This window comes from Halosimplex salinum, assembly GCF_003730195.1.
Lineage (GTDB): Archaea > Halobacteriota > Halobacteria > Halobacteriales > Haloarculaceae > Halosimplex > Halosimplex salinum.
In genome coordinates, this window is sequence record NZ_QWGG01000002.1 from 55,821 (window position 1) to 82,132 (window position 26,312).

The window sequence follows — 26,312 nt, forward strand, 5'->3', positions numbered from 1 at the left end:
TTGCGAGTGGCGGTCCAACGACGGGGCATCGATGGCCGACGAGAACTCCGACGGGTCGGTGGACGAGACGGAGACCGACCGGTATTCGATCGACACGGACGAAGCGTTCGCCAGTCTGACCGGCAACTTCTACCGCGGCGAGGTCGAGCGAACGGCGTCCTGGCGGGGACGGCTGGACCAGACGACCAACTGGGCGGTCGTGGTCGTCGGAGCCATCCTGACGTGGGCGTTCTCGAGCGCGGACAACCCCCACTACGTGATCCTGATCGGGGTGTTCGGCGTCTCGGCGTTCCTCGTCATGGAGGCCACGCGGTACCGCGAGTACGACGTCTGGCGAAATCGCGTCAGGATACTCCAGACGGACCTCTACGCCGAGATGTACTCGCCGTCGTCGGAGGCGGACGAAGCCGACTGGCAGACCCGCCTCGGCGACGACCTGCGTGACCCGACGTTCGGGCTCTCCATGCGGGAGGCGCTCACCCACCGGCTCCGCCGGTCGTATCTCGCCTTGCTCGCTCTCCTCCTCGCGGCCTGGGTCGCCCGGGTCACCGTCTTCGAGGCCTCGGAATCCTGGACCGAGACCGCGTCGATACTCGGCGTCTCCGGGCAGCTCGTCGCGGCGACTGTCGGGCTGTTCTACGCGATTCTCGTCCTGGTGGCGGTCGTCTCCATCCGCGGCCAGACCGTCCAGGAGTTCCAGGAGTAGAGAGCGGGTTCCCGGTCCGGCCCAGCCGACGCTGGTGGTCGGGGAGAGAGCGGGAGAAGCGCCTGCTCAGAGCCCGCTCGTGTTCACGGCGGCGGTCACCTCGCGCCAGTTGCGGACGGTCCAGTAGCCCAGACCGGAGGCGATCATCGCCGCCGACAGCAGGTACACCGACAGGTGCGACGCGACCACGGCGTCGGGGTGGGTCATCCCGTAGACGATCCCTTCCGTGCCGAGGCCGATCATCACGAAGCCGACGATGCCGACGCCCGCCGCGGTGACGAGCGCCTCGCGCCCGTACAACTGCGAGTGCTCGGCGGCGAGCAGGGCGGCGACGAAGCCGACCGACCCCGCCAGCACGTAGAGGGGGAGTCGCCCGACGAGTCCCCCCGCGTTGCCCGATGCGATCCCGACGATGCCCAGAAAGGCCGCCGTCAGCGCGAGCGTCGTCGCGCCGATGAGCGGCCCCGCCTGTACCAGTACGTCCCGTTCGAAATACCCGTTCGCCGACGTAGCCATCGCTCTAGCGACGGCCGTCTCCCTACAAAAACACCCGTCAGTCGCGCGTCTGCCGAATGTGAGTCGGCTGACTCGTCGACCGGAGCGCGCCGCCGACCGGGCCGAACCGGAGCGCGCCAGAGGGTTTTTGCCCGGGGTGGTCCACCTCTCACCAATGACCGACCACGTGTCGCTCGTCCGGCGCTCGCTCGCCGGCACGGACGACTTCGACCGCCGCGTCCGCGAGCAGGCCGACCGCCTCGTCGACGCCCTCGGCGAGGGTCGCCTCGACAACGCCGCCGCCACCCTCGGCCTCGAACTCGAAGTGTACGCCCTCGACGGTGCGGGCGAGGACGCGACGCTCGCGCCGATCCCCGAGTCCGTCTACGACGGGCCCGCCGACAAGGAACTGGGCCTGCACAACGCCGAACTCAACGCCGCGCCGAGCCGGTTCGACGAGAACGGCATCGCCGCACAGGCCGAGGAGATCACGGCCGACCTCGCGGCGACGCGGGAGCGGGCGCGCGAGCACGGCCTCGAGGTCGTCCTCGACGCGATGCCCGCCGTCGCGCCCGCCGACGGCACCCACGCGTACCTCGACGACGTGGAGGTCCGGGGCGGGCCAGCGGGCGCGGACGACGGAACCGACCCCGCCGAGGAACGACCGGTCGTCGTCCCCGGAAGCGGCCCCGACGATCCGGTGCTCGTCGCCAGGAACATGCGCCGAGACCCGCGCTACGGCGCGCTCGACAACGTCGCGGTCCGGCGATCGGGCGGCGAGATCGACTTTTCCGTGCCGGGCGCGACCGCCGGCTACCGCACCATCCTCTTCGAGTCGCTGGCCACGTCGATCCAGCCCCACGTCCAGGTGCCCGACCCGGCGGAGTTCCCCCGCTATCACAACCTCGCGACCCGGACGCTCGGGCCGCTGCTCGCTCTCTCGGCCAACTCCCCCTTCCTCCCCGGCGACTGCTACGACGAGACCGTCGACCCCGAGGCGCTCGTCGACGAGACGCACCACGAACTCCGGATCGCGGCCTTCGAGCAGTCGATGAACCAGGGCTGTCGGAAAGTCCGCGTGCCCGACGACCTCGAGGACCCCGCCGACGCCGTCGAACACGTCGTCGCCGACGAGACCTTCGCCCCTTTCCTGCGCGAGTGGATCGAGAGCGAGGCGCGAAGCGCCTCGGAAGTGAGCGGGCGGAGCCCGCGAGCCGGCGGCGAGGACAGCGACGTGGAGACCGGCGGACAGAAGGGCGGCGACCCGGCGAGCGACGTCTGGGAGTTCGACTACAAGCGCGGGACGTTCTGGCGGTGGATCCGCGGGGTCGCCGGCGGCGACGCCGTCGACGGCGCCTGCGACGAGCGCTCGCTCCGCATCGAGTACCGCCCGCTCCCGACACAGCCGACCGTCCGCGACATCGTCGGCCTGCAGGTGCTCACCGCCGGCCTCCTCCGCGGGCTCGTCGCGGCCGACCACCCGCTCGAGACGCTGCCGTGGGCGGACGCCGAGGAGAGCTTCTACGCGGCCGTCGCGGACGGCCCCGACGCCGACCTCGCGTGGGTCACCGCCGACGGCGACCGCACCGAAGACACCGACGAGATATTCGGCGAGGTGTTCGCGTTCGCCCGCCGCGGCCTCGACGAACAGGGCGTCGGCGAGGCGACGCGGGACCGCTATCTCGCGCCGCTGGAAGCCCGCTGGGAGGCGGGCGTCACCCCGAGCGCCTGGAAGCAGGCGCGGGTCCGCGAGCACCTCGACGACGGCGGCGACCTGGAGACGGCTCTCGCTCGCATGCAGGGCGAGTACGTCGAACTGAGCCGCGAGCGCGACTCCTTCGCCGACTGGATCTGAGCGGCCCGAGCGGTGGCTTGCCGGTCGCTTCCGGGGTGGTTGCCCTACATAACCGTACCGCCCTCGTGCGTCGTGACACCACTACCACATTTTCGCGCCGGCTTCTTTCGGAGTCCGGGCGACCACTCGACTATGTCCACTGCGACAGAGACACAGAGAGGAACCGAGACTGCGAACGGGTCCTGGCAAGCGGGCGTCGTCGGGGGGATCCTCGGCGCGCTCCTGATGGGCGCGCTGATCGTCGCGATGAACGAACCGACGCTCGCCGTGGCGATCCCGTCGCTGTACACGCTGGCGCCGCCGCCCAGCGTCGCGACGGGGATGTTCGTCCACGTCTCCCACGGCGCCGTGCTGGGCGTCGCGTTCGCCGCGATCGTCGGCGCGCTCGACCTGGAGTCACCGGCCCAGCAGGTCGGCGCCGGCGCGGCCTGGGGCGTCGCCACGTGGGCCGTCTTCGCGGCGCTTATCATGCCCGTCTGGCTCTCTGCCGTCGGGTCGCCGGCCTCGCCGCCGTTCCCGAACTTCGCGCCGCCGTCCCTGCTGTGGCACCTCGTCTACGGGGTCGTCCTCGGCGGCGTCTACGCCGCGACCGTCGACCGGCTGTGAGCGGTCAGCCCGGTTCGTCGCCGCCCGGTTCCACCGCACCCGTCCCCGGCCGGTCGACCGCCGCCAGATCGATCTCGCCGCCGGGCATCGGGACGCCGTCGAACGGGTCCTCGGCGAGCAGCAGCGACCCGTCGAGGTCGACGTAGTCGAACAGCGGGGCGAGGTGACAGCCCGCCGCGACGACGGCGTACGACGCGACCATACACCCGAGCATCGCTTCACAGCCGTGCGCGTGGGCGACGGACGCGACCCGCCGCGTCTCGCGCAGGCTCCCGCACTTCTCGACCTTCGCGACCACGATATCTACGGCGTCGGCCACGCGGGCCGCGTCCGCCGCCGTCACCACCGACTCGTCCGCCGCGACGGGAACCGCGCCGCGCTCGCGGACGCGCCGCAGTCCCGCCACGTCCGGGCCTGGAACCGGCTGTTCGAGGAACTCCACGTCGTGCTCGGCGAGCATCTCGGTCTTCGCGACGGCCTCCGCTGGCGTCCACGCGCCGTTGGCATCGACCCTGATGCGAGCGTCGGGCGCGCCCGCTCGAACCGCCGCCAGCCGCTCGGCGTCGCGGCCGGTGCCGAGTTTCACCTTGAGCACCGAGTACCCCTCCGCGACTGCTCGCTCGGCTTTCGCCCGCATCTCGTCGGGGTCGGCCGAGCCGATAGAGAACGACGAGGTCGGCGCGGCCGCGGGGTCGAGCCCCCACTGCCGGTAGAGCGGGGTGTCGAGTCGCTTCGCGGCGAGGTCGGCGAGCGCCACGTCGACCGCGGCCCGCGCGGCGGGGTTGCGGCTCACCGTCTCCCGCATCTCACGCTCGATCCGCTGGCGGGCGTGCGGGTCGCCGACGCGCTCGACGACCGCGAGCAGGTCCGGGAGCGCCGCCTCGACGGTCGCCGGCGTCTCGCCGTAGTACGCCGAGGGCGCGGCCGCGCCGATCCCCTCGCGGGTCCCGTCGGAGACCCGGACGACGACGTTCTCGGCCGTCTCGGTCGTCCCGCGGGCGATGGTGAACGGGTCCGCGAGCGGGAGCGAGACGCGCTCGAACGCGGTGTCCAGCGAATCGCCGGTGTCCGTCGGCATCCGGGTCACTCCTCCCCGAGCGCCGCGGGCAGTATCTCCGCGGCGTCGAACCGGACGGGGTCGGTCGCGGGCGCGTCGAGAGCGTCTCCGTACGCCTCGACGGCCGCCCCGGCCGCGTCGTCGTCGAGGTGGTGGGTATCGAGCGCGCCCGCGACAACCTCTGCGGGAGCGACCGGGTCGGCGAGCGACTCGTAGAGGGCGGCGTAGTCGCTCGGCGGCGGGATGGGCGTCTGCTCGTAGCCGTGGACCGCCTCGCGGCCGGCGACGTGACAGAGCACCAGTCGGTCGGGCATCGCGCCGTGGAGGATGCTCGTCGTCACCCCGGAGTAGGCGGGGTGGCCGACGGCGCCCTGCCCCTCGACGAACAGCACGTCGTAATCGGCGGCGCGTTCCTCGACCATGCGCTCCGTCGCGCCGGCGGCGAAGTCGGAGATCACTCGGTCGACCGCGATGCCGTAGTCCTCGACGACGATGCCGGTCTGGCCCGTCGGGACGACGCCGGCGTCGACGCCTCGCTCGCGGGCCGCCGCGGCGAGTTCGAACGTCGTCGTCATCTTCCCCGACGAGCAGTCGGTGCCGACAGTGAGGACGACGTCGGCGTCCACCTCGCTCGCGGTGCCGTCGCTGACGGTCAGGTCCTCGGGCGGCCGGCGCAGGTCGCGGAGTTCGCAGCCGTGCTCGTCGGCGAGTCGAGCGAACTCGTCGTCGTCGGCGAGGAAGTAGTGCAGGCCCGCGACCACGTCACAGCCGCGTTCGAGCGCGCCCCGCACGTCCGGGCGCCAGGTCTCGTCGAACCCGCCGCCGATGGGCGCGATCCCGATCAGGAGCGCGTCTATCGGCTCGTCCACGTCGTCGATGCCGCCGACGATCGGTGCGTCCTGTACGTCCGGGACGTGGTCGCGGACGCGCTCGCCCGCGTGTGTTCGGTCGAGGACCGCCGCCACCTCGTCGTCGCCGTACCGCAGGACGCCGACGGCCGTCTTCGCGCGGTCGGGGAACTGCTCGTGAGCGAGGATGGCGACGCGCATACCTCCGACTTCGACGCCGAGCCGTTTAATCGCACGGCCGGTCCCGGACGACTCGACACCCGCCACCGCCCGCCCCTTGTGAGCGGTTCTCAACCCCTCCAAACGCCTAACACGGCGCCCAGTGTCGGGCCCGACGTGACAGACGAACTGGAGACGACTCTCGAACCGGTTCTCGACGCGGCGTTCCCCGGTCGGGCGGTCGCGGAGATTGGGACCGCCGGCGTCTCGTGGAACCACCAGAACGAAACGGCCCGGGTCGAGTTCGCCGACGGCGAGGCCCTCTATCTGAAGACGGCCGTCGACGGCAACGAGGACCGCGCGGCCCGAGAGTGCGCCGTGAGCGAGTACGTCGACGCGCACTACGACGTGGCCGTCCCCTCGGTTGTCACGACCGGGACCGCCGCCGGACGCCCGTACATCGCCACGGAGCCGATGGACGCCCGAAATTTCGCGGACGGGTGGTGGGAGCGAGACACCTACGATCAGGCGCGAGCGATCCGGCGGGTGGGGGCCGCGCTGGCGGCCCTCCACGCCCGCGAGTTCGACCGCCACGGCCACGTCGTCGGCGGCGGCGCGGACGGACTCGTCCTCGACGAGGGTAGCTGGACGGACGTGCTCGTCGACCTCGTCGACGCCCAGCACGAGCGAGCCGCGACCGACCGCTTCGAGCACTACGTCGACGAGGTCGCTGCGGCGGTCGAAGCCAACAGGGACCGACTCGGCGGGACGCCCGCGGCGCTGGTCCACGGCGACCCCGCCCATCCGAACCTCTTCGACGACGGCGCTCGCATCGGGTTCGTCGACTGGGAGCGCGCCCACGTCGGCGACCCGGCCCGCGAACTCAACCGCGCCGAGAAGCAAATGGTCCACGACGACACCGATCGGATACGGACAGCCCTCCGCGAGGGGTACACCGACCGCGCCGGCTCGCTCCCCGACGGCTTCGAGGCGCGAAAACCGGTCTACGACGCGGTCTGGCACCTCGTCAAACTGGGGTCGTTCGAGACGTGGGTCGAGAAGACCGACGAGCACCCGGAGGAGGCCGCGGAGTCGGCCGCGGCGGAGATGGAGCGGCTCCTCGACGCCGTTCGATAGGCGAGGAGCGCCTACAGCGACCGTAACTGCACCCGCCAGAACTCCCGGAACGCGTCCTCGAGCGCGGCTTCCGGGTCGCCGCTGGCGCTGACGGTCGACACCGTGTCGGCCACGTCCGCGAACTCGTCGAGCACCGTGCGCTCGCCGACGACGATCAGTCGGTCGGTGTCGCTCTCAGCCAGCGCGACCCGGCACCGTTCGAGGTGGTTGTCGATCTGTTCGTCGCGCAGGCGCTCGAAGCGGGCCTGCGAGTAGCCGCCCTTCGAGTGTTGACTCTTCAGTTGCGAGTCGAACCCCTGGTATGCGACCCGCTCGGCGCCGTCGTACTCGCCCATGGCGAACAGATCCGAGCGGACCAGGGCGAAGGTGAACGAGCCGGTCGGTTCGAACCAGGACCGCTCGAACGCGAAGGCGTCGTCCCACGTCGCGAAGGCCTCGGGTGGGTTCGGCACGGAGAGGCAGGCGTCCACGAGCGCGGCGTCGTCGGTGACGGCGAGACAGGGGGCGGCGCGGCCGACGAGCGCCGCGCGGTCGCCGAACGCCTCCCTGACGGCCTCGGAGAGGTCGCGGCCGTCGGCGACGTAGGCGGTGAACGCCCCCTCCGGGTCGGTCTCGACCGACTCCAGCCGGTCGATGACGGCCCGGAGACGACCGTCCTGGAGCGTCTCGGTGGCGGCAAAGGAGCGGTCGACGCCGTCCTGGTCGTCGCGGCGGCGCTCGACCTCGCCCTCGAGTTCGGCGATGCGGTCTTCGAGGCGGTTGACCCGCTGTTCGGCCTCCTGGCGGTCGCTGGCGGCGTCGGCCCGGCGCTCCTGTTCGGCCTCGAGCTGGCGCTCGCGGTGTTCGAGCTCCTCTTCCAGGTCCGCGATGCGCTCTTTCAATCGTGCGCGTCCGAGCAGCCGGTCCAGCATCACCGGAAGGCCACGCCGTGTCGGGTTAAAACTACAGGTCTCTCCGGGAGTCTTCCCCGCCCCCGACCGTTCACGCCGACGCTCAGATCCCGGTCGGTCCGTCGAACGTGCCGTCGCCGAACGGTCCGCCGTCGAACGGGTGGTCGGGGACGGCCGCGTCCATCGCCTCGTCGCTGGTCGGCGTGCCGGCCGCGACCGAGAGCAACTGCTTCGCGCGCTCGGCCTTGGCGAGGAACACCTCGCGGAGCGCGGGCGGGTTGCGGATGCGCGTCTCCTCGACGAGTTCCTCGGGGACCGCGATGGTGTCCGCCGGGACGCGCTCGTCGCCGTAGACGGTGAAGTGTGTGTTCTCCAGTTTCATCACCAGCGGGAGGTCCGTGCGCTCGATTCCCTCCCCCGCGTACAACTGCTCGTTGACCTGCTCGTGCTGGGTACGTGCGATCGCCGCCGCGTCGTCGTCCCGGGGTTCCACGTAGAGCCGCCCCAGGTAGTAGCCGCTGGAGAACTGTTCGAACATTGCTGTGCGAGTGGATCACAACCACGGACGCTGATAAGCCTTCCCCGGTACCCTTATGCCGACCCGCATTCAGACCGCGCGACGCCGCCGCGCTGTCGGGTTGGGAGCCGCCCTCCGGGTCGCTGCAGGGACCGCGCTTCGAGTCGCCGCAGGAACCGCGCTTCGAGTCGCCGCTGCCCGGGTTCGACATGGCTTTGTGTGCGGCCCCCTCCCCGTCTGGCATGGACCGGTCGCTGGCCGGCGAGGGCCGGAGAGACGTGATCCCGCGGCGCTGGGCGCGCTACTACCTGGAGAACGCGCCCAGTCTCGTCTGGCTGATCTTCGCCAACGTCGCGGGCATCTTCGTCGGCTTCTTCTTCTACCTCTCCGTCGAGAGCCCCGCGCTCGCGGACGTGGACACGCTCCTGTGGCCGCTGTACATGGACTCGCCCGTCGCGACGCTGTTGATGGCGCTCGCGCTGGCGACGCTCCTTCCGAACCTCGGCCGCCGGCTCGACTCGGCACCGAGCAATCTGGTGCTCGCCTACCTGCACACGATAACGTTCGTCTGGCTGGTGGAGACGGGCATGTGGACGGCGCTGGCGCTCAACCTCCACGTGGGTCTCTACTTCCCCGACCTCTGGCGGTACTTCGGCGTCCTCGTCACCCACGTCCTCTTTATCCCGGAGGCGTACCTCCTCCCGCATTTCGGCCACACCACCCGCGGCGCGCTGGGACTGGCGCTGGCGCTCGCGCTGTTCAACGACGTACTGGACTACGGGTTCGGCCTCCACCCGCCGCTCAGGTACGACCCCGGCCCCGTCCTCGTCGCGGGGAGCGTCGCCACCTCCGTCCTCGCGGTGGGCCTGGCCGCCCACGCGTTCGGCCGTCTCCCGGCCGAACCGGCGGAGTGACGGGCTCCCGACCGTGAGGTCACCGCAGACCGGCGTCGCGGCGGTGGGGTAGGCTTATACACCTCGACCACGAACTTCAGGTGAATGGACTCCGCCGAACTGCTCGACCTGCTGGGCAACGCCAACCGTCGGCGGATCCTCCGGTTGCTCGCGCACAAGCCCTGTTACGTCACCGAGATCAGCGAGTACATCGGCGTCAGTCCGAAGGCGGTCATCGACCACCTCGAACGGCTGGAGGACGCCGGCCTCGTCGAGAGCCACACCGACGACCAGCGCCGGAAGTACTTCCGCATCGCCCGCAACCTCCGCCTCGAAGTCACCGTCTCGCCCTACCAGTTCGGCACCAAGAGCGGCTACCCCGGCAGTTCCATCGACGTGGCCTCCTGCCGGCACATCTCGATCGACGCCGAGATTCAGGAGAGCCCCGACACGCGAGAACTCGCGGCGGAACTCGACCGCCTGCAGGACCTCGACCGGGAGCTCTCGCTGGCCCAGCGGTGGGTCCACGGCCGACTCGCCGAGGTGATGGAGGACCTCACCGACCAGTTCGAGGGCGAGGACGCTCGCCTCCTGGGCGACGTGGTTTCGGCGCTCGCGACCCGGTCGGGCACCGTCGAGGAGGTCAGCCGCCGCGTCGAGGCGCCGCCGGAAGTCGTCGAGGAGGCGCTGAACCGACTCGCCGAGGAGGACATCGCCGAGCGCGACGGCGACGAGTGGCAGTTGCCCGGCTGACCCGTCACCCGACTTCGAGGCCGTACTGCCGCGCCGCGTCGTGTCGGAAGACGCTCCGCTCGACGAGTTCCGGGACCAGCGCTTCGCCGTCGTCGCCACCGACCAACAGCGCCGCGGCGACGATCCCGCCACCGAGAAGGCCGAGCAACGGCGATTCGGTCAGCAACCCGTAGCCGACGCTCGTGAGCGCGACGGCGACGCCCACCGCCCACCGGAGGGACCGGCGCTTGCGGAGCTCTCGCTCGTGGGCCGCGACGACGGCCTCGCCGTCACCGGCGGGCACGGCGCGATACACCGGCCCGTCGTCGGTCTGGTAGCGCAGTACGTCGACCGTCGAGCCGTCCGGTTCCATCGGTCAGCGCTGGTCGCGCCGGGTGATTAAACGTCCCGGGTCAGCCCCGAGCGCAGGTCGCGGCCGAAGTAGTGGCCGATGACCGCGGCTGCGATACCCGTCGTGGCGCCGAGCGCGGCGGTCGGGCCGGCGCCCAGCGTCTCGACGATGGTCAGGGTGAGCACCCCCTGCATCGCGGTGGCGCCGACGGCGGCGGCCGCACCGGCCACCGCGACCGGGAGGTACCGGCGTTTCCCGCTCCCCAGCCCCAGGAGGAAGGCACCGGCAAAGAGGCCGATCAGGCTGGTGACCGACCCGATCAGCGGGACGGCGCTCCCGGCGAGCATTCCACCGACCACGAGCGCGAACGCGAGCAGGAACGAGCGGAGCGAGGGGAGGGCCGGCGAGAGCGACGGCCGGCTCAGCGACGGCGTCAGCCGCGATATCAGTCCCGGCCCGGACTGCGAACGCGATTCGACCGCCGGCTCCGCGGACTCCGTCGCTCCGCTCCCACCGCCCACGTCGCTGGTCAGCGCGTCCACGTCGACGCCGAGTTCGTCGTCGTCGAGACCGACATCTCCGCCGGCGCCGCCGCCGACGTCGCCGCCGACGTCGCCGCCGACATCGCCGCGGAAATCGTCGTCGAGGAGGTCCTCGGCGTCGTCGGACGCTCGTTCGTCCGTCCGCTCAGACATATCTCACTCTCGGAGTCGAACCGTCATGTGGCTTTCCCTCCCGTCCTCGCGGCGGCGACACAACAGTGACGCACGGTCCGGGGCCGGTCCGTCGGGCCACCGTCCGCGTGCTTCCGGCGCCCACACGTTTTTGCGGCCGATCCGCGTACGCGTTCCCATGACAGTCGAGCCGCAGTTGCCGGCGGACTGGACGGAGGGCTTCGTCGAGGTCGAGGACGGCGTGCGACTGCACTACGCGCGCACCGGCGGCGACGGCCCGCCGCTGGTCGTCGCTCACGGCGTCTTCGACGACGGGCTCTGTCGAACGCCGCTCGCCCGCGACCTCGAGGACGACTACGACGTGATTCTGTACGACGCGCGCGGTCACGGCCAGTCCGACGCGCCGGAGTCGGGCTACGGCGCCGACGACCGCGCCGCGGACCTGATCGGCCTGCTCGACGGCCTCGACGTCGAGGACCCGATCCTGTTCGGCCACTCGATGGGCGGTGACACGGTGCTCGCGACGGCCGCGAACTACCCCGACCGGCCGCGCGCGGTCGTCTCGGTCGATCCGGCGGGCCTCCTGCAGCACAACCGCGACAACCGGGACGGCGACGGCGTCGGCGAGGAGGAGATAGAGGGCGTCCGCCAGCAGGTCCTGTGGTGGCACGACCACTCGAAGGCGGAACTGCTGGAGGTCGACGACGAACTCGCCGGCCACGTCGAAGCGGGCGAGACGGAACTGGCGAGCCGGCTGGCCGACGCGCGCCTCCGAGTCAGCGCGAATATTACGGAAGTGTTCCGGGGCGGGTGGGCGGACCCCGAAGCGGTCTACCCGGACGTCGAGGCGCCGACGCTCGTCCTCCGCGCCGACGTGGACGAGGAAGCGAGAGAGCGCGACGGCGAGAGTGTCGCACTGATCGAGGACGGGCGGCTGGTCCACGTCGACGGCGCGGGCCACTGCGTGTTCCGCGACGAGCGGGCGGTCGCGACCGAGGAGCTCCGGGCGTTTCTGGACGAGATCTGAGCGGGCGAGAGAGGGGGGCGAGCGGGCGGAACTGGGGACGGCGACCGCGCTCTCCCTTGCCTGCTGTTGCAGGGTCGACACTGACGGGGGAGTCGGCCGAGGATCGGATCCGAGCGTCGTCGCTCCGCTCCGTCGGTCGAGACGGGGAGGAGTCGACGCGCCGTCGCACGGTCGCGACATTCGTGAGCCGTGCGGGTGAGCTTTCGATGACCAGTCAACACACACAGCGAGGCGAACGGGAATCGTCGAAGGAGAGATCAGGCCGTTCGACCGGGAGAACAGACTCGGGACGAGGGAGGCGCGTCGCCGCGGGCGTCGCCGGCGGCGCCCTCCTCCTCTACGGTGTCGCCCGTCGGTCGGTCCGCGGGGTGGCCGCGGCCGTGGCCGGCGGCTGGCTCCTGAATCGGGCGATCCGCGGGAGGTCCTCCGGCGGCGGGTCCGCCGGCTGGACCGCCGCCGAGGAGCGACCCGCGAAGGGCGCGCCGCGCGACTCGCTCGACGTCCAGCGGTCGATGACCGTCGAGCGGCCGGCGGCGGAACTGTACGACCGGTGGCGCGACCCCGAGACACACGAGCAGATGTGGGCCCACTTCGCCGAGGTCGACCAGATCGGCGAGGACCGCCAGCACTGGGCCATCGCCGGTCCGCGCGGTATCTCCCTGGAGTGGGACGCGGAGGTCGTCGCCGCCGACCCGGGGGAGTTCCTGCGCTGGAAGTCCCTGCCGGGCGCGCAGGTGCCCAACGAGGGGTCGGTCCGCTTCCTCGAGCGCGGGGACGGCGAGGAGACGGAAGTGACGCTGCACCTCCGCTTCGACCCGCCGGGCGGGCGCGTCGCGACGACCGTGATTGACCGACTCGACTTGCTCCCGGACGCGGCCGCCGGCAAGGCGCTCCGCCGGTTCAAGAGCCTCGTCGAGACGGGCGAGACGCCGACGCTCGAAGGGAACCCGTCGGCGCGCGGGCAGGGTGACCTGCTGTGAGCGACGCCACCAGCGGGACCGGTACGGAGGGGATCGGCGAGATGCGGGCGCTGTGCTGGCACGGGACGAACGACCTGCGGGTGGACTCCGTGCCGCGGCCGTCGCTCGTCAACCCGAACGACGCCGTCCTGCGGGTCACGGCGTCGACCGCCTGCGGTTCCGACCTGCACATCGTCGACGGCTACCTCCCGACGATGCGCGAGGGCGACGTGCTCGGCCACGAGTTCGTCGGCGAAGTCGCCGAGACCGGCGAAGGCGTCGAGGGCGTGGAAGCGGGCGAGCGCGTCGTCGTCCCCTCGTTCATCGGCTGTGGCGCCTGCGCCTACTGCCAGGACGACCTCTGGTCGCTGTGTGACAACACGAATCCCAACGCCGAGATGCAGGAACCGATCCTCGGCGACTCGACGGCGGGAATCTACGGCTACACGCACGCGTTCGGTGGCTACGCCGGTTCGCACGCCGAGTACATCCGCGTCCCCCACGCCGACGAGAACTGCTTCCAGGTGCCCGACGAACTCGACGACACGCAGGCCCTGTTCGTCTCCGACGCGTGGCCGACGGGGTACATGGGCGCGGACTTCTGTGACATCGAGGACGGCGACACCGTCGCGGTGTGGGGGTGTGGCGGCGTCGGCCTCATGGCCCAGCACAGCGCCGATCTCATGGGCGCCGAGCAGGTGATCGGGATCGACCGCTTCCCCGCGCGCCTGCACGCGGCCCGCGAGCACGCCGGCGCGGAGACCATCGACTACACCGAGGTCGACAGCGTCCTCGACAGGTTAGACGCGCTGACCGGCGGGCGCGGCCCCGACGCCTGTATCGACGCCGTCGGCATGGAGGCCCACGGGACCGGCGTCGCCCACGCCTACGACAGGGCGAAACAGCAGTTCGGCCTGCACACCGACCGCGGCGAGGCGCTCCGGCAGGCCATGGTCGCCTGCCGAAAGGGCGGCACCCTCTCGATCCTCGGCGTCTACGGCCTGATGGACAAGTTCCCCCTCGGTATCCTGATGAACAAGGGGATCACCGTCCGCACCGCCCAGCAGCACGGCCAGCGGTACGTCCCCGAACTGCTCGACTACGCCGTCGAGGGCGAGCTGGACCCCTCGTATCTGGCGACCCACGAGTTCTCGCTGGAGGACGGCCCGGAGGCCTACCGGATGTTCCGGGAGAAAGAGGACGGGATGATCCGGCCGGTGTTCCGCCCCTGAGTGGGGGCGGGAAACAAATGGGTTCAAGTCGGCGGCGGCGGTACGGCGGGACATGAACGCAGGAGACCGCGTCCGCGTGGAACGCGCGGACCAGACCCACGAGGGCGTCCTCATGCCCTCGACGACCGGGGAGCACCTGGTCGTCAAACTCGAAGGGGGGTACAACGTCGGGATCGACCGCGACGAGGCCGACGTGGAAGTCCTCGAATCGGACGTGTACGACGTCGAGGACGCCCAGGCCGAGAGCGACCGCTCGACCATCGAGTTCGACGACGACCTGCCCACGGTCTCGCTCATCTCCACCGGCGGGACCATCGCCTCGACCGTCGACTACCGCACCGGCGCCGTCACCGCGCAGTTCGACGCCGAGGACGTCCTCCGCGCCGTTCCGGATCTGGCGGGGATGGCCAACTACCGCGGGCGCGTCGTCGCGAATATCCTCTCGGAGAACATGACGCCCGACGTCTGGCAGGACCTGGCCCACGCGATCCACGAGGAGATCGAGGCCGGCGCCGACGGCGTCGTCGTCATGCACGGCACCGACACGATGCAGTTCTCCGCCAGCGCGATGGCCTTCATGCTCGACACGCCGGTCCCCATCGTCTTCACCGGGAGCCAGCGCTCTGCAGATCGCCCGTCCTCGGACAACGTGATGAACGCCGTCTGCGCCGTCGAAGCGGCCAAGTCCGACTGCGCCGAGGTCCTGATCTGCATGCACGCCGACGAGTCCGACGACCGCTGCGCCCTCCACCGCGGCGTCCGCGCCCGCAAGAACCACACCTCGCGCCGGGACGCCTTCGAGACCGTCGGCGCGAAACCGCTCGGCGAGGCCGACTACAGCATCGACGGCGACCCCGAGATCACCTTCCGCCGCGAGCACCGCGAGCGCGACGCGACCGAACTGGACGTCGACCCCGACCTCGCGACCGACGTGGAACTCCTGAAGTTCACGCCCGGCACCGACCCGGCCTTCCTCGATGCCCTCGAAGGCAAATCGGGTGTCGTGCTGGAGGGGACGGGACTCGGGCACGTCCACACGGACTGGATCCCGCGCATCGAGGAACTCGTCGCCGACGGGACGACGGTCGTGATGACGAGCCAGTGTCTCGAGGGGCGGGTCTGCGACCGGGTGTACGACACCGGGCGCGACCTGCTCGACGCGGGTATCGTCGAGGGCGAGGACACCCTGCCGGGGACGGCCAAGGTCAAGTTGATGTGGGCGCTGGCGAACACTGAGAGCGTCGAGGAGGCGATGGCAACCTCGCTCGCCGGCGAGATCCAGGACCGCTCGGTCCCCTGGACGTAGGATGGAGGTCCGTCAGGCCCGCGCGAGCGACCACGACGACATCGCGGCGTTCACCAGCGACACGTGGGGCGACCGCTTCGACCGCGGCGACTACATCGCGGACGTGTTCCCCGAGTGGATCGAGAGCGACGGTCCCGGACAGCGCACTGTCGTCGCCGAGTCGGACGGGCGGGTTATCGGCGTCTGTCAGGTCGTCCTGCTCTCCGAGCACGAGGCGTGGGCGCAGGGGATGCGCGTGGCCGACGACGCCCGCGCCGGCGGCGTCGCCGAGGCGATGAACGGGGCCTGTTTCGACTGGGCGCGCGAGCGCGGCGCGACGGTCTGTCGGAACATGGTGTTCTCGTGGAACGTCGCCGGCCTCGGCGCCGCCCGCGGGGTGGGATACGACCCGGCCACCGAGTTCCGCTGGGCCCATCCCGACCCCGACGTCGACGCCTGCGCCGACAGCGACGGGGCGAGCGGGCTGGAAGCGGTCCCCGATCCCGACGCGGCGTGGAGCTACTGGCAGCGCAGCGACGCCGACCGCGAACTCGCGGGGTTGACGCTCGACCCCGAGGAGTCGTGGGCGCTCTCGGAGTGTTCCAGAGAACGGTTCCGCGAGGCCGCCGCCGAGACCGCGGTGTTCGCCGTCCAGGGCACCGACGGGACCTGCGGCGCCGCGTATCGGACGCGCGACTACGAACGAGAGAGCGGGAGCGGTGAGGACGACGGGGAGAGCGGGGAGACCGAGCGATGGGTCGAGTACGGCGTCGGCGCGTGGGACGGCGTCCCCGCCGCGCAGTCGCTGTTCGCCGCTATCGCTCGCGACGCGGCCGATATCGGTGCGGATCGGACGCGAGTCCTGATCCCCGAGACCGCCCGACACGTCTCCGACGCCGCCTACGCCGGCATCGCCGTCAGCGAGAACCCCGACTTCGTCATGGCCGCGGATCTGACGGGCCGGGTTTGAGATCGGGAGTGGCTGTAGCCAGCACTGGAAGCGACCAGCAAACTACAAACAGCGTGAAAGCCCCGACCCGCTGGACTCGGGCGGCTCGTTGCGCTCCTCGGCTTCGCCTGCGGTGCTTACTTCGCCGGCCTTCGTCCAGCGGGTCGCCCCTTTCATTCCCACCCGCACAGACTGTCGAAGCAGCCGACACGGGTGGGAATGAAAGGGGCGGCCGGTTCGAGGTGCGAGACGACGCAAGCACCGTGGTTCGAGAGAGCGAAGCTCTCTCGTCATCACGAAAGAGCGCTTCGCGCTCTTTCGAACGACAACGGAGTGAGGAGCGCAGCGAGTCGCAGCCCTCGAACCGGTCGGGGCTTTCACGCTGTACTGAGCCACGATCACGAGTGCGGTGCTGTCTCCAGCAACGCGAGCGGTTCTATCAGACACACCCACCCATCGACCGGAGATTTACACAGAGCCGGCCCGAACCACTCGCACATGGACGTGGAGACCTTCTTCGAGGAGATGCCGTTCGCGGACCTCCTCGGGATCGAACTCACGGAGATCGACGACGGCCACGCCGAGGGACGTCTCGAAATGCGCAACGAGCTGTCGTGGCACAGCGAACGCGTGCTGGCCCACGGCGGCGTCACGTACACGCTGGCGGACACCGTCGGCGGCGCGGCGCTGGTCTCGCTGGTCGACCGACCGGTCCCGACGGTGGACATGCGGATGGACTACCTCGAAGCGGGCACCGGCGACCTGACCGCGGAAGCGGACGTCCTCCGGCAGGGGAGCGACGTGGGCGTCGTCGACGTCGACGTGTACGCCGACGACGGTGAGGCGCATCTCGCGAGCGCCCGGGGAGTTTATAAGACCGGCACGAGCGAGTGAGGGCGAATCGTTCGATCTGGCGTCGGTGCTGGGCTACTGGTTGAAGTGACCGCAACCGCGGCACAGCGACGAAAGCTCTCGGCTCGCTTGCTAGCAGTTGATTCGACCGCGCTCGACGGCAAGCGACGAAAGCTCTCGGCTCGCTCGCTCACGGCTCGCTACGCTCCCCGTTCGCGTGTCGAGGTGCTCGCTTCGCTCGCACCTCGCTCTCGCGGTCGCTGAGCAGGATATTCTCGGTCGCTCCGCTCCCTCGAATAGAGCCTGCTCAGACGACTGAACTAAACGCGAGCGAGCCTCGCCCTTTCAGTCCACCAGGACAGCAGTGCCTCCGCACAGCACCGTAGACGGCCTCACACCTCCCCAGCCGACTCCTTCGCTCACTCCGTTCGCTCAGTCATCCACCGGAAGACTCCCTCCGGTCATCTTCCGAGCCTTCGCTCGTTTCACTCGCGAAGACCTCGCACGGTGCTGTCGCGAGACGGGACTCGCGACAGCGCGCGCCAGAAGACTTACGCAGTGTTTCACGACACCGACCGTTCTTGTCACACTCGCGGTGCGACCTCGTCGCCCAGGCGTTCGACGCACTCGGCCATCGCGTCGGTGCCGATACCGGGGTAGTAGGTCCGCAGGATCACGTGGATATCGTCACCGAGCGCCTCGCCGTACCAGTCTAACTCCTCGACAACGTCGTCCGGCGTGCCGAAGACCGCCTCGTCCTTCAACTCGGAGCGGCGCTCCGCGGGGAGCTCGTCGATCGACTCGCCCTCGTACCACTCGGCGTAGCGCCGCTGGAGGTAGAAGTAGCCGTCGCGCATCGCCTCCCACGCGTCTTCCATCGAATCTCCCACGAAACCGTGCTTGATGAGGTATATCTGGAAATCGCCGTCGATTCCCTCTTCGTCACGCACGGTTCGGATGTCCTCGACGCGTTTTCTGACCCCTTCCAGTGACAGCGAGGAGGGCGCACACCAGCCGTCGCCGATGCGGGCCGCCCGGCGGACCGCCGGTTTCGCCGCACCGCCGAGAAATATCGGCGGGTCGCCGGCCGGTTTCGGAGTCACAGAGGTTCCAGCGTCGATAGCGTGGAACTCGGGGTCGACGCCGACGGGGCCGTCGGACCACGCGCCGCGGAGGATATCGACGGCGTCCTCGGTGCGCTCGGTGCGTTCGGCCTTCGGGACGCCGAAGTTCTCGAACTCCTCGTCGCGGTAGCCGATGGAGAGGCCGAGCGCGAGGCGACCGCCCGACAGGAGGTCGACCGTGGCGGCGTCCTCCGCGAGTCGGACGGGGTCGTACAGCGGCGCGAGCGCGATACACGTCCCGAGCGTGATGTCGTCGGTGGCGCTCGCGAGCGCGCCGAGTGCCGGCATCGTCCCCGAGAGGTAGTCGTCGTCGGTGAAGTGGTGCTCCGAGACCCACGCCGAGGCGAGACCGGCGTCGTCGATGGCCTCGCCGAGGGCGAGCAACTCGTCGTAGATGGCCTCGGAGGAGCGGTCGTCGTCGGGGCGGCGCTGGCAGGTGAACAGCCCGGTACCGAGGTCCATACGCCCCGTTCGTCCGGCCGCCGGTTAACGGTCCGGGCCGATCGCCGGTCGAGAGAGCGACGGCGAGGTTCACGCTCGAAAGATACAACCGTTCACCGTGCCAATTGTTGCCATGCGCGAGCAGGTCTCGTACCGGGCGGCGACGACGGCCGACGCGCCCGCCATCGAGGACGTGGCGAGGGACTGCTGGGAGCACGACTATCCCGACGTGATCAGCCGCGAGAGCATCCGCGCGGGCGTCTCGGAGTGGTACGACGTCGACCGGCTGGCGGCCGCTATCGAGGACGACACGACGCTCGTGCTGGTCGCCGAAACCGAGTCCGGCGCGGTCGTCGGGTTCGCTCACGCCGTCGTCGACCTGGAGATGGGGGACATCCTCCGGCTCTACGTCGCGCCGAGTCATCGCGGAGAGGGCACTGGCCGGGAGTTGCTCCGCGAGACCGTCGACGAACTCGCCGCCGAGGGCGCAGACACGATACGGGCGATGGTCCTCGCGGAGAACGACACCGGCACCGAGTTCTATCGCTCGACCGGGTTCGAGCGCGTCGACGAGAGCGAGACGCGCATCGGCGACGAGTCGTACCGGGAGGCGGTCTTCGAGCGAACGGCCGAATGAGCGGCGACGAGCGGCGACTGTATCGGTCTCGACACTCGGTCAGTACTCTATCTGCGTGATCTCGGCGACCGGCCACTGGCTCAGCACCTCGACGCCGTCCTCGCGGACGACGACCATCTCCTCGACGCGCACGCCCTGTCGGTCGGCGGGCTCCTGCGTCTCGACGGCCATCGTCATCCCCTCCTCGATCTCGATCGGGTGGTCCGGCGAGACGCCGCGCCAGACCAGCGGCACCTCGTAGAGCTGGAGCCCCAGCCCGTGGGCCCAGTGGTTCGTCGTCAGCTGCCAGTGCTCGTCGGCGTCGTACCAGTCGGCGTGCTCGCCCGCCATGTCCGGGAAGTGGGCGGCGACCTCGTCGGTCGTGACGCCGGGTTCGATCGCCTCCAGCACCCGGTAGAGGTTGTCGACGGCGGTCTCGTAGGCGTCGCGCTGGGCGTCGGACGGGGGTCCGAGCGAGAACGTGCGGTAGTAACAGGAGCGATAGCCCAGATACCCGACGTTGTAGAAGTCGGCGTAGACGAGGTCGCCGGGCCGCATCGCGCGGTCGGTCGTGTTGGCCTGGTGTTTCGGCCAGGTGTTCGGGCCGGAGGTGAGGTAGCCGCCGCCGACGGTCGCGCCGTGACGATACAGTTCCCTGACCGCCTCGCCCCAGACCTCGGACTCGCGCCGGCCGGGGCGGGCGGTCTCGGTGATCCGCTGGAAGCCCGCCTCGCAGATCGCGGCGACCTGTCGGAGACACTCGATCTCGTCGCGTGTCTTGGTCTTCCGGGCGTCGTGCATGAGGTCGGTGGCGTCCTTCGTCCGGGTCTCGACGCCGCGCTCCTCCAGGGCGTCGTGGAGTCGTCGAGACCCCACGTCGACGCCCAGCGGCAGATCGTCGACGCCGTACTCGGCCATCGCGTCACTCACGAGGTCGGCCATCTTCCCGGCGAGGAAGGCGCGCGCCGAGTCGCTGCCCGAGGCGCGCGGGACGTTTCCGAGGCCGGGCGCGGCGTAGCGGATATCGTCGAGCCAGGGGCAGTTGTACCGCTGGTTGGCGGCGTGGTCGGCGGTGTCCCAGTGGACCACGTCGCCGTCCTCGGTGAGCAGGGTGTAGTGGTCGGCGCCGCTCCCGCCGGTCATCGCCAGCCCCGTTACGTAGCGGATGTTGGGGTCCGAGACGAGCAGCAGGGCGCCGAGCGGCGAGTCGTCGAGGCGGTCGAGCGCCCGCTCGTAGCGCTCGCGGCGCAGTCGCCGGACGTCGATGCGCTCCTCCCAGTCGACGGCCATCGTCCCCCGCGTCCCCGCCATGTACTCGCGCTCGTGCATGGGACGGGATACGGTCGCCGGCCCAATCAAGTTACGGCAACATTTGCGAGAGGGCGGAGGCAGTCACTCGGAGGGTTCCGGGGTGATCGGCTCGGTCGTGGTCGCGGTGGGGGTCGGTGTCTCGGTCGGCGGGTCGGTCTCGGTTCGGGTGCCGCCGCGTCCGTCCGTTCTCGTGCTCCCGTCCGGATCCGTGGCGGTCCCTGCCGGTTCGGTCCCCTGCGTCTGTGTCCCGTCGAGCGAGTCGGTCCCCTGCGTCCGTGTGCCGTCGTCCGAGTCCGTCCCTATCGCGACCGTCACCTGCTGGTCCGCGGAGTCGTCCCGCCAGTACAGCCAGAGGCGCAGCTCGCCGCTCCCCTCGTAGCCCACGTCGTCGACCGTGACCTCCCGCTCCCAGGTCGCGGTCTCGCCGGCCGCGACCGGCAGTCGGATCGACGCCACGGGCGCGTACGCCGGGAAGTTGCGGTTCACGGCGCCGACGAACGTCCCGTCCACGTCGCCGGTGTTCTCGACGGCGAGCGAGAGCGTGAACGTCTCTCCCTGCGTCGCCGACGCGGGCGCGTCGAAGGACGTGATCTCGAAGGACGCGGGCGGCCGGGCGAGGTCCGCGAGGACGTCGTCGCCGAGCGGGTACTCGCCGCCGGGCCAGGTGATCGCCGCGCTCTCGACGTCGAGCGGGTCGGGCAACTGGCAGACGACCCAGCCGGCCGGATTGTCGACGGGGTCGTACGCGCCGCCGTAGTCGAACAGGGCCCAGCCGCCGTATCCCACGCTGTTCTGCGCGTCGTGCGAGCCCCCGTCGGCGACCAGCGCGATCTCGTCGACGGCCGGCCGCGAGGCCGCCGCTCCGTCCAGGAGCGCGACCACGTACTGCTCGTCGCGGGCGCCGTAGACGCCGAACGAGTCCGGCGAGTTCGGCGCTGCCAGTTCGGGGACGGCGAACGCTTCGCGGACGAACTCGCCGGACGCGGTGCCTGTGTCTGTTTCGGTGTCCGGCGTCCCACTGTCCGTCGTGACCGGGACGGTCCCCGTCGGCGTCTGGGTGGGCGTCGGCGACGGCGACCCGTCGCCCGGGCCGTTCGAGTCGCCGTCGAGACAGCCCGGAACTACGGCCGTCCCGGCAGCGAGAGCGGCCAGGAGTTCGCGTCGGTTCATATCTCTTCCGTCGGTTCCGCCCGGTAAGTGTCTTCAGAAGGATACGACGACCGTTTGAGCCACGGTCCTCGTCGCACGCCCTCGTCGCGCGGTCGGCCGCTCAGGCCAGTTCCAGTCCGTCGAGCGCGTCGGCCAGCGCGTCGCTCTCGGTGACCTGGTCGCGGACGCCGAGCGGGGAGACGCTCACGTCGCCGTCGGAGAGGGCGAGCCGGTCGGTCTCGCCCTCGTCGTCCGGGAAGTCCACGTCGAGGTCCTCGCGGAGCGGGTCGTAACTCCGGTCCTCGAACGAGACGGCGTCACCGTCTCTGGAGACCGTCACGTCGAACGCCTCGTTCGGACGGGTGATCCGGACCGCCGGCGACTCGGCGCGTTCGGTCGGAACGTGGACGTTCAGGTAGTCGACGGCATCGAAAGCACCCGAATCGGGGAGTCGCTCGCACAGCGCCGTCGTGAACTCCGCGGAGCGGGCGAACGACTCGGGCGTGGGGTCGTCGACCTCCCCGCCGACGGGGTCGTACGTCGAGACGGCGATCGCAGGGATCCCGAGGTGGGCCGCCTCCACCGCCGCGCCGACGGTTCCCGACCGGCCGAGGCGGTGCAGGGCGATGTTCGGCCCCGGGTTCGCGCCCGACACCACGAGGTCCGGTCGCTCGTCCAGTCCGCGGAGGCCGAACGCGACGCAGTCCGCGGGCATCCCCTCCACGACGTACCCCCACTCGTGGTCGCGCAGGCCCGCGTAGTAGGAGTTCCTCCGGCCGACGCCGCTCTGGTCCTCGGCGGGCGCGACGACCGTCACGTCGACTGCCTCCGAGAGGTGCTCGTAGAGGACTTCCAGCCCGAGGTCGTCGATGCCGTCGTCGTTCGTCAGGAGCACGTGCGGTGTCTCGTCCATCGTCGGCGGTTCGCCCGGCACACACACTGGTCTATCGGTCGACACGACGCTTGCCACGGCTGGCAAGTATCGCCGGAAAATTCATCCGCCACCCGGGCGGTTTGTGAGACATGTACAAGCACGTCGCCCTGCTGGTCCGCCGCGAGGGGCTGAGCCACGACGAGTTCCGCGAGCGCTGGCTCGACGGGCACACGCCCGTCGCCCGAGACATCGAAGGGGTCGTCCGGTATCACACCGTCGTGCCGACCGACCCCGGGGCCTCGGAGTTCGACGGGATCGCCGAACTGTACTTCGAGTCGCTCGACGACCTCCACGACGCGCTCGGGTCCCCCGGGTCGCGTGACTACGACCCCACCAGGGAGGTCGCCGCGAAGGCCCGCGAGGACGTGGACGACTTCCTCGCCGTCGAAGAGCGGCCCCGATTTATCGGCGAGGAGGTCGTCCAGAAAGACGAGACGGGCGGCGGGGCCGACGACGGCCACGGAGAGTCGGGATACGGTGACACGGACGGCCTGTACAAGCACTCGGCATTCCTCGTCCGCAAGTCCGGGATGAGTCACGAGGAGTTCCGCGACTACTGGGAGACCCAGCACACCCCACTGGCCCGCGACATCGAGGGAGTCGTCCGATATCACACCGTCTATCCCACAGACCCCGAGGCCTCGGAGTTCGACGGCGTCGCCGAACTGTACTTCGAGTCGCTGGAAGACCTGCACGACGCGCTGGGATCGCCCGGGTCGCGCGACTACGATCCCAGCAGGGAAGTCGCCGCGAAGGCCCGCGAGGACGTGGACAACTTCCTCGCCGTCGCGGAACGACCGCGGTTCATCGGCCGCGAGACCGTCCAGAAGGACGCGACGGGCACCGAGGCGCACTGATGGCCGACGACTCCGACGACTCCGACTACGAAGCGCAGGTCCGCGACGCGTTCCCCGAACTCGACGCGATCACCGGCGACCGACTCCGCGAGCAGGTCGTCGAGGCGTGGGTGCTCGGCCTCCGCCGGGGCGGGTGGCGCGACGTTCGCGACGTGCCCTACGCCTGGAACATCGACGAGGTGAGCAACGTCGAACACACCCGCGGCGTGACCGAGATCGCCGTCGAGTCCGCCGCGGTCCAGCGGAATCGTCACGACGCCGCGGTCGACACCGACACCCTCGTCGCGGCCTGTCTCCTCCACGACGTGGGCAAGTGCTACGAGTACGTCGGCCACGTCGACGACGAACTCGTGGACCCCGACCCGACCTACGCGAGCGGCGTGATCCCCCACTCGCTGTCCGGGTACGCGCTCGCACACGAGGTCGGCTGTCCGCTCGCGGTCCAGCGGGCGATCCCTCACTTTATCGGCGAGATACCGGAGCGAACGCTCGAAGCGGAACTCGTCGCGAGCGCCAACGCCGCCTCGTCGAACGCGATCACGCAGGCGACGATGGGCATCTCACTCGACGAGTGGGTGGACCGATACTCTCAGACTACGGACTGACAGCGGTCGCCTGCCGGCCCTGCCGAACGGGGCCGCCGTCCCCGGAAACGCGGCCTTACCGTCCCGCGCGTACCGGGACGTCTCACGACCGCGAGCGGGCAGCCACTTACCGGTCGAGTTGGCTCACCGTACCCGTGATAACGCGGAGATTACAATGTGGGCGGGTCTGCGAGTGAGGCCATGGAGAGCAAACTCACCGCGGTCTTGCTGACGAGCGTCGTCCTGTTGAGCACCCTCGGCGTCGCCGGGGCCGGGGCGCTACAGAGCCAGAGCGCCGGCAACCAGAGCGCCACGGTCTCCGTCTCGGCGACCGGGACAGTCACCGCCGAACCGGACCAGGCAGTCGTCCACGTCGCCGTCACCGCCGAAGGAGAGAACGCCAGCGACGCGACCGAGGACCTCGCGTCGAACGTCTCCGACCTGCGCGCGGCGCTCGACGACGAGAACCTCTCGGTCACCTCGGTCCGCACGACGGACTACTCGGTCAGCCAGGAGCAGCCCGGAGAGGGACAGGGCCAGGGGAACGCCCCGACCACCTACGTCGCCCGACAGTCGTTCGCGGTGACGACGAGTGACACCAGCGAGGCCGGTGCCGTGATCGACGCCGCCGTCGCGAACGGCGCGACCGAGGTCGGCGGCGTCACGTTCACCCTCTCGGAGGACCGCCGGCAGGATCTCCGCACCGACGCCATCGACGAGGCGGTCGACGACGCGCGCGTCCAGGCGGAAGCCGTCGCCGACAGCACCGGCCTCTCGCTCGGGAGCGTCGACTCGGTCTCGACCGGGGACCACGTGGGCTTCGTCGGAGACCGTGTCGGCGCCGAGGAGGGGACGACCATCGACGCCAGCCCCGTCACCGTCTCCGCGTCGGTCACGATCACCTACAACGCGACCGCCGACTGACGGATCGAGACGGTCGAGCCCCCGTATCCAGCGTACTGAAGCGGATACGCCACGAAAGAACAGCCGGACACCACAGCAGAGACGGACTACAGCGGATCCAACCCGTGTTCCTCGCGCAGGACGGAGACGTATTCCCGGATGCCCGCTTCGAGGTCGTACTCCGGTTCGTAGCCCAGGTCCTCGCGAGCGGGCGTCGTATCGAGCGTCTGGGTCCACGGGAGGTCGCCCTCGTCAGACACGGATATCTCGGCGCCGGGGACGACCGACTCGACGGTCTCGGCGGCCTCGCGAATCGTTTGGCACTCGCCGCGGACGTTGTATATCCGCCGTGAGAGGTCCGATTCAGGCGCGAACGCCGCCCTCCTGAACGCCTGTGCGACGTCGCGGACGTACTGCCAGTCGATGGTCTGGTCGCCGTACTCGACGGCGAACGACTCATCCAGCGCCGGCTTCTCGATCAGGTCGACCAGAAACGCCGAGCCGCCCGTTTCGCGGTACGGACCGTACGCGACCGTGGGCCGCAGGCCGACGTGCGAGACGCCGTACTCCTCGTGGTAGACCTGGGCCTGGTGTTCGTTGTATTCCTTGGTCGCGCCGTAGAGGGTGTCCGGGTACACGAGGTCGTCCTCGGTGACCCAGCCGTCTCGGTCGTTCCCGGCGTAGCGCCCGGGCGGGGCGTACACCGCCGCGGAAGAGGCCCACGCGACCCGTTCGACCTGGTCCGAGAGGGTCCGGGCCGCCTCGAAGACGTTGTTGGTCCCACCGCAGTTGACCTCCAGCGCCGCTCGCGGGTTTCCGCGCGCACCGTCGGTCAGTAGCGCCGCCAGGTGGACGACGTGCGTCGCCCCCGTCTCCCGGATCGAACGCACCACTGCCGTCGGGTCCGTCACGTCGCCGCGGACCACCTCGACGTCGTCCGCCACGCCGAGTTTCGCCAGTCGGGTCTCGTCCGTCGAGAGGTCGAACGCGACCACGTCGTGCCCGTGTTCGACCAGATCCGCCGCGACGTACGCGCCGATGAAGCCGGTCCCGCCGGTCACCAGTACCGTTGCCATACGCGCTGTTCGCCCACGCGGTGGAAAAAGTTGCCGCAACCAGTAGTGCTGACATTTATATCGGGAACCGCGACCAACCCCGCCTATGCCGT

General features: G+C 70.3%; 28 protein-coding genes. 16 read left to right on the plus strand and 12 right to left on the minus strand.

The features are described 5' to 3' along the window. Positions 1-31: 31 nt before the first annotated feature. Complete coding sequence (locus D1409_RS05585) at positions 32-706, plus strand: DUF2270 domain-containing protein (RefSeq protein WP_123534954.1); 675 nt, start codon at positions 32-34, stop codon at positions 704-706. A 66-nt stretch (positions 707-772) separates the two neighbouring features. Here the strand turns inward: D1409_RS05585 and D1409_RS05590 are convergent, their stop codons facing one another. Next, complete coding sequence (locus D1409_RS05590; RefSeq protein WP_123534956.1) at positions 773-1,222, minus strand: hypothetical protein; 450 nt, start codon at positions 1,220-1,222, stop codon at positions 773-775. A gap of 154 nt (positions 1,223-1,376) precedes the next feature. Between D1409_RS05590 and D1409_RS05595 the strand changes: the two genes are divergently transcribed. Together D1409_RS05595 and D1409_RS05600 are read left to right on the plus strand one after the other, a co-directional pair. Continuing rightward, a complete protein-coding gene (locus tag D1409_RS05595) occupies positions 1,377-3,056 on the plus strand; it encodes a hypothetical protein (RefSeq protein WP_123534959.1) in 1,680 nt (559 codons plus the stop codon). Positions 3,057-3,188: 132 nt separating this feature from the next. Further along, complete coding sequence (locus tag D1409_RS05600) at positions 3,189-3,662, plus strand: DUF6789 family protein (protein ID WP_123534961.1); 474 nt, start codon at positions 3,189-3,191, stop codon at positions 3,660-3,662. Positions 3,663-3,666: 4 nt separating this feature from the next. On the opposite strand, the gene D1409_RS05605 is transcribed toward D1409_RS05600, so the two are convergent. Then, a complete protein-coding gene (locus D1409_RS05605) occupies positions 3,667-4,740 on the minus strand; it encodes a dipeptide epimerase (protein WP_123534964.1) in 1,074 nt (357 codons plus the stop codon). 5 nt (positions 4,741-4,745) lie between these two features. Further along, complete coding sequence (locus D1409_RS05610) at positions 4,746-5,768, minus strand: DUF1611 domain-containing protein (protein ID WP_123534966.1); 1,023 nt, start codon at positions 5,766-5,768, stop codon at positions 4,746-4,748. Positions 5,769-5,903: 135 nt separating this feature from the next. On the opposite strand from D1409_RS05610, the gene D1409_RS05615 reads away from it, so the two are divergent. Then, positions 5,904-6,863 carry a phosphotransferase family protein gene (locus D1409_RS05615; RefSeq protein ID WP_123534968.1) on the plus strand — a complete coding sequence of 320 codons (960 nt, stop codon included), beginning with the start codon at positions 5,904-5,906 and terminating at the stop codon, positions 6,861-6,863. 11 nt (positions 6,864-6,874) lie between these two features. Here the strand turns inward: D1409_RS05615 and D1409_RS05620 are convergent, their stop codons facing one another. Both D1409_RS05620 and D1409_RS05625 read right to left on the minus strand, forming a co-directional pair. Next, positions 6,875-7,774, minus strand: a complete 900-nt coding sequence (locus tag D1409_RS05620) for a Vms1/Ankzf1 family peptidyl-tRNA hydrolase (protein WP_123534970.1) — start codon at positions 7,772-7,774, stop codon at positions 6,875-6,877. An 82-nt stretch (positions 7,775-7,856) separates the two neighbouring features. After that, the gene (locus D1409_RS05625) at positions 7,857-8,291 is read right to left on the minus strand and encodes a DUF5802 family protein (protein WP_123534972.1); all 435 of its coding nucleotides are present in this window, start codon (positions 8,289-8,291) and stop codon (positions 7,857-7,859) included. A gap of 221 nt (positions 8,292-8,512) precedes the next feature. Between D1409_RS05625 and D1409_RS05630 the strand changes: the two genes are divergently transcribed. After that, positions 8,513-9,184, plus strand: coding sequence for a DUF1405 domain-containing protein (locus tag D1409_RS05630; RefSeq protein WP_123534974.1), 672 nt, complete (start codon positions 8,513-8,515; stop codon positions 9,182-9,184). 84 nt (positions 9,185-9,268) lie between these two features. Beyond that, complete coding sequence (locus tag D1409_RS05635; protein WP_123534976.1) at positions 9,269-9,916, plus strand: ArsR/SmtB family transcription factor; 648 nt, start codon at positions 9,269-9,271, stop codon at positions 9,914-9,916. Positions 9,917-9,920: 4 nt separating this feature from the next. Here D1409_RS05635 and D1409_RS05640 read toward each other — a convergent pair whose 3' ends face one another. Beyond that, positions 9,921-10,268: a hypothetical protein gene (locus tag D1409_RS05640; protein WP_123534978.1), complete on the minus strand. Its 348-nt coding sequence runs from the start codon at positions 10,266-10,268 to the stop codon at positions 9,921-9,923. Between the two features lie 26 nt (positions 10,269-10,294). Next, positions 10,295-10,942: a DUF456 domain-containing protein gene (locus D1409_RS05645; protein ID WP_123534980.1), complete on the minus strand. Its 648-nt coding sequence runs from the start codon at positions 10,940-10,942 to the stop codon at positions 10,295-10,297. Between the two features lie 157 nt (positions 10,943-11,099). Between D1409_RS05645 and D1409_RS05650 the strand changes: the two genes are divergently transcribed. From D1409_RS05650 to D1409_RS05675, 6 genes are all read left to right on the plus strand, one after another. Then, positions 11,100-11,948: an alpha/beta fold hydrolase gene (locus D1409_RS05650; RefSeq protein WP_123534981.1), complete on the plus strand. Its 849-nt coding sequence runs from the start codon at positions 11,100-11,102 to the stop codon at positions 11,946-11,948. 206 nt (positions 11,949-12,154) lie between these two features. Continuing rightward, complete coding sequence (locus D1409_RS05655; protein WP_123534983.1) at positions 12,155-12,928, plus strand: SRPBCC family protein; 774 nt, start codon at positions 12,155-12,157, stop codon at positions 12,926-12,928. A 41-nt stretch (positions 12,929-12,969) separates the two neighbouring features. Further along, positions 12,970-14,139 carry a zinc-dependent alcohol dehydrogenase gene (locus D1409_RS05660; protein ID WP_123535932.1) on the plus strand — a complete coding sequence of 390 codons (1,170 nt, stop codon included), beginning with the start codon at positions 12,970-12,972 and terminating at the stop codon, positions 14,137-14,139. 52 nt (positions 14,140-14,191) lie between these two features. Next, a complete protein-coding gene (gatD, locus tag D1409_RS05665; RefSeq protein ID WP_123534985.1) occupies positions 14,192-15,445 on the plus strand; it encodes a Glu-tRNA(Gln) amidotransferase subunit GatD in 1,254 nt (417 codons plus the stop codon). A gap of 1 nt (position 15,446) precedes the next feature. Continuing rightward, positions 15,447-16,394, plus strand: coding sequence for a GNAT family N-acetyltransferase (locus D1409_RS05670; RefSeq protein WP_123534987.1), 948 nt, complete (start codon positions 15,447-15,449; stop codon positions 16,392-16,394). A 477-nt stretch (positions 16,395-16,871) separates the two neighbouring features. Next, a complete protein-coding gene (locus D1409_RS05675) occupies positions 16,872-17,267 on the plus strand; it encodes a PaaI family thioesterase (RefSeq protein ID WP_123534989.1) in 396 nt (131 codons plus the stop codon). Between the two features lie 542 nt (positions 17,268-17,809). Here D1409_RS05675 and D1409_RS05680 read toward each other — a convergent pair. Beyond that, on the minus strand, positions 17,810-18,811 hold the full coding sequence (locus tag D1409_RS05680) for an LLM class flavin-dependent oxidoreductase (RefSeq protein WP_123534991.1): 1,002 nt from the start codon (positions 18,809-18,811) through the stop codon (positions 17,810-17,812). 112 nt (positions 18,812-18,923) lie between these two features. On the opposite strand from D1409_RS05680, the gene D1409_RS05685 reads away from it, so the two are divergent. Continuing rightward, positions 18,924-19,427 (plus strand): GNAT family N-acetyltransferase, encoded by a 504-nt coding sequence (locus D1409_RS05685; RefSeq protein ID WP_123534993.1) that lies wholly within the window; start codon positions 18,924-18,926, stop codon positions 19,425-19,427. A 39-nt stretch (positions 19,428-19,466) separates the two neighbouring features. Here D1409_RS05685 and D1409_RS05690 read toward each other — a convergent pair whose 3' ends face one another. The 3 genes from D1409_RS05690 to surE form a co-directional block, all read right to left on the minus strand. Further along, a complete protein-coding gene (locus D1409_RS05690; RefSeq protein ID WP_123534995.1) occupies positions 19,467-20,735 on the minus strand; it encodes a M24 family metallopeptidase in 1,269 nt (422 codons plus the stop codon). 63 nt (positions 20,736-20,798) lie between these two features. Next, complete coding sequence (locus tag D1409_RS05695) at positions 20,799-21,887, minus strand: hypothetical protein (RefSeq protein WP_123534997.1); 1,089 nt, start codon at positions 21,885-21,887, stop codon at positions 20,799-20,801. 100 nt (positions 21,888-21,987) lie between these two features. Further along, a complete protein-coding gene (gene surE / locus D1409_RS05700) occupies positions 21,988-22,779 on the minus strand; it encodes a 5'/3'-nucleotidase SurE (RefSeq protein ID WP_123534999.1) in 792 nt (263 codons plus the stop codon). Positions 22,780-22,889: 110 nt separating this feature from the next. Here surE and D1409_RS05705 point away from each other — a divergent pair, with 110 nt between their 5' ends. The 3 genes from D1409_RS05705 to D1409_RS05715 all read left to right on the plus strand — a co-directional run bounded on the left by D1409_RS05705 (position 22,890) and on the right by D1409_RS05715 (position 25,165). Further along, positions 22,890-23,657 carry an EthD domain-containing protein gene (locus D1409_RS05705; RefSeq protein WP_123535001.1) on the plus strand — a complete coding sequence of 256 codons (768 nt, stop codon included), beginning with the start codon at positions 22,890-22,892 and terminating at the stop codon, positions 23,655-23,657. After that, entirely contained in the window at positions 23,657-24,262 is a 606-nt protein-coding gene (locus D1409_RS05710; protein WP_123535003.1) for an HD domain-containing protein, read from the plus strand. Before D1409_RS05705 ends, D1409_RS05710 begins: the two co-directional genes overlap by 1 nt. A gap of 180 nt (positions 24,263-24,442) precedes the next feature. Continuing rightward, on the plus strand, positions 24,443-25,165 hold the full coding sequence (locus tag D1409_RS05715) for an SIMPL domain-containing protein (protein WP_123535005.1): 723 nt from the start codon (positions 24,443-24,445) through the stop codon (positions 25,163-25,165). An 86-nt stretch (positions 25,166-25,251) separates the two neighbouring features. Here the strand turns inward: D1409_RS05715 and D1409_RS05720 are convergent, their stop codons facing one another. Further along, positions 25,252-26,220 carry an NAD-dependent epimerase/dehydratase family protein gene (locus D1409_RS05720; protein WP_123535007.1) on the minus strand — a complete coding sequence of 323 codons (969 nt, stop codon included), beginning with the start codon at positions 26,218-26,220 and terminating at the stop codon, positions 25,252-25,254. Positions 26,221-26,312: the final 92 nt, after the last annotated feature.

Coding starts and splice junctions, on each gene's coding strand:
- D1409_RS05585 (WP_123534954.1), top strand. CDS start 32: ATGGCCGACGAGAACTCCGACGGGTCGGTGGACGAGACGGAGACCGAC.
- D1409_RS05590 (WP_123534956.1), bottom strand. CDS start 1,222: ATGGCTACGTCGGCGAACGGGTATTTCGAACGGGACGTACTGGTACAG.
- D1409_RS05595 (WP_123534959.1), top strand. CDS start 1,377: ATGACCGACCACGTGTCGCTCGTCCGGCGCTCGCTCGCCGGCACGGAC.
- D1409_RS05600 (WP_123534961.1), top strand. CDS start 3,189: ATGTCCACTGCGACAGAGACACAGAGAGGAACCGAGACTGCGAACGGG.
- D1409_RS05605 (WP_123534964.1), bottom strand. CDS start 4,740: ATGCCGACGGACACCGGCGATTCGCTGGACACCGCGTTCGAGCGCGTC.
- D1409_RS05610 (WP_123534966.1), bottom strand. CDS start 5,768: ATGCGCGTCGCCATCCTCGCTCACGAGCAGTTCCCCGACCGCGCGAAG.
- D1409_RS05620 (WP_123534970.1), bottom strand. CDS start 7,774: ATGCTGGACCGGCTGCTCGGACGCGCACGATTGAAAGAGCGCATCGCG.
- D1409_RS05625 (WP_123534972.1), bottom strand. CDS start 8,291: ATGTTCGAACAGTTCTCCAGCGGCTACTACCTGGGGCGGCTCTACGTG.
- D1409_RS05630 (WP_123534974.1), top strand. CDS start 8,513: ATGGACCGGTCGCTGGCCGGCGAGGGCCGGAGAGACGTGATCCCGCGG.
- D1409_RS05635 (WP_123534976.1), top strand. CDS start 9,269: ATGGACTCCGCCGAACTGCTCGACCTGCTGGGCAACGCCAACCGTCGG.
- D1409_RS05640 (WP_123534978.1), bottom strand. CDS start 10,268: ATGGAACCGGACGGCTCGACGGTCGACGTACTGCGCTACCAGACCGAC.
- D1409_RS05645 (WP_123534980.1), bottom strand. CDS start 10,942: ATGTCTGAGCGGACGGACGAACGAGCGTCCGACGACGCCGAGGACCTC.
- D1409_RS05650 (WP_123534981.1), top strand. CDS start 11,100: ATGACAGTCGAGCCGCAGTTGCCGGCGGACTGGACGGAGGGCTTCGTC.
- D1409_RS05655 (WP_123534983.1), top strand. CDS start 12,155: ATGACCAGTCAACACACACAGCGAGGCGAACGGGAATCGTCGAAGGAG.
- D1409_RS05660 (WP_123535932.1), top strand. CDS start 12,970: ATGCGGGCGCTGTGCTGGCACGGGACGAACGACCTGCGGGTGGACTCC.
- gatD (WP_123534985.1), top strand. CDS start 14,192: ATGAACGCAGGAGACCGCGTCCGCGTGGAACGCGCGGACCAGACCCAC.
- D1409_RS05670 (WP_123534987.1), top strand. CDS start 15,447: ATGGAGGTCCGTCAGGCCCGCGCGAGCGACCACGACGACATCGCGGCG.
- D1409_RS05675 (WP_123534989.1), top strand. CDS start 16,872: ATGGACGTGGAGACCTTCTTCGAGGAGATGCCGTTCGCGGACCTCCTC.
- D1409_RS05680 (WP_123534991.1), bottom strand. CDS start 18,811: ATGGACCTCGGTACCGGGCTGTTCACCTGCCAGCGCCGCCCCGACGAC.
- D1409_RS05685 (WP_123534993.1), top strand. CDS start 18,924: ATGCGCGAGCAGGTCTCGTACCGGGCGGCGACGACGGCCGACGCGCCC.
- D1409_RS05690 (WP_123534995.1), bottom strand. CDS start 20,735: ATGCACGAGCGCGAGTACATGGCGGGGACGCGGGGGACGATGGCCGTC.
- D1409_RS05695 (WP_123534997.1), bottom strand. CDS start 21,887: ATGAACCGACGCGAACTCCTGGCCGCTCTCGCTGCCGGGACGGCCGTA.
- surE (WP_123534999.1), bottom strand. CDS start 22,779: ATGGACGAGACACCGCACGTGCTCCTGACGAACGACGACGGCATCGAC.
- D1409_RS05705 (WP_123535001.1), top strand. CDS start 22,890: ATGTACAAGCACGTCGCCCTGCTGGTCCGCCGCGAGGGGCTGAGCCAC.
- D1409_RS05710 (WP_123535003.1), top strand. CDS start 23,657: ATGGCCGACGACTCCGACGACTCCGACTACGAAGCGCAGGTCCGCGAC.
- D1409_RS05715 (WP_123535005.1), top strand. CDS start 24,443: ATGGAGAGCAAACTCACCGCGGTCTTGCTGACGAGCGTCGTCCTGTTG.
- D1409_RS05720 (WP_123535007.1), bottom strand. CDS start 26,220: ATGGCAACGGTACTGGTGACCGGCGGGACCGGCTTCATCGGCGCGTAC.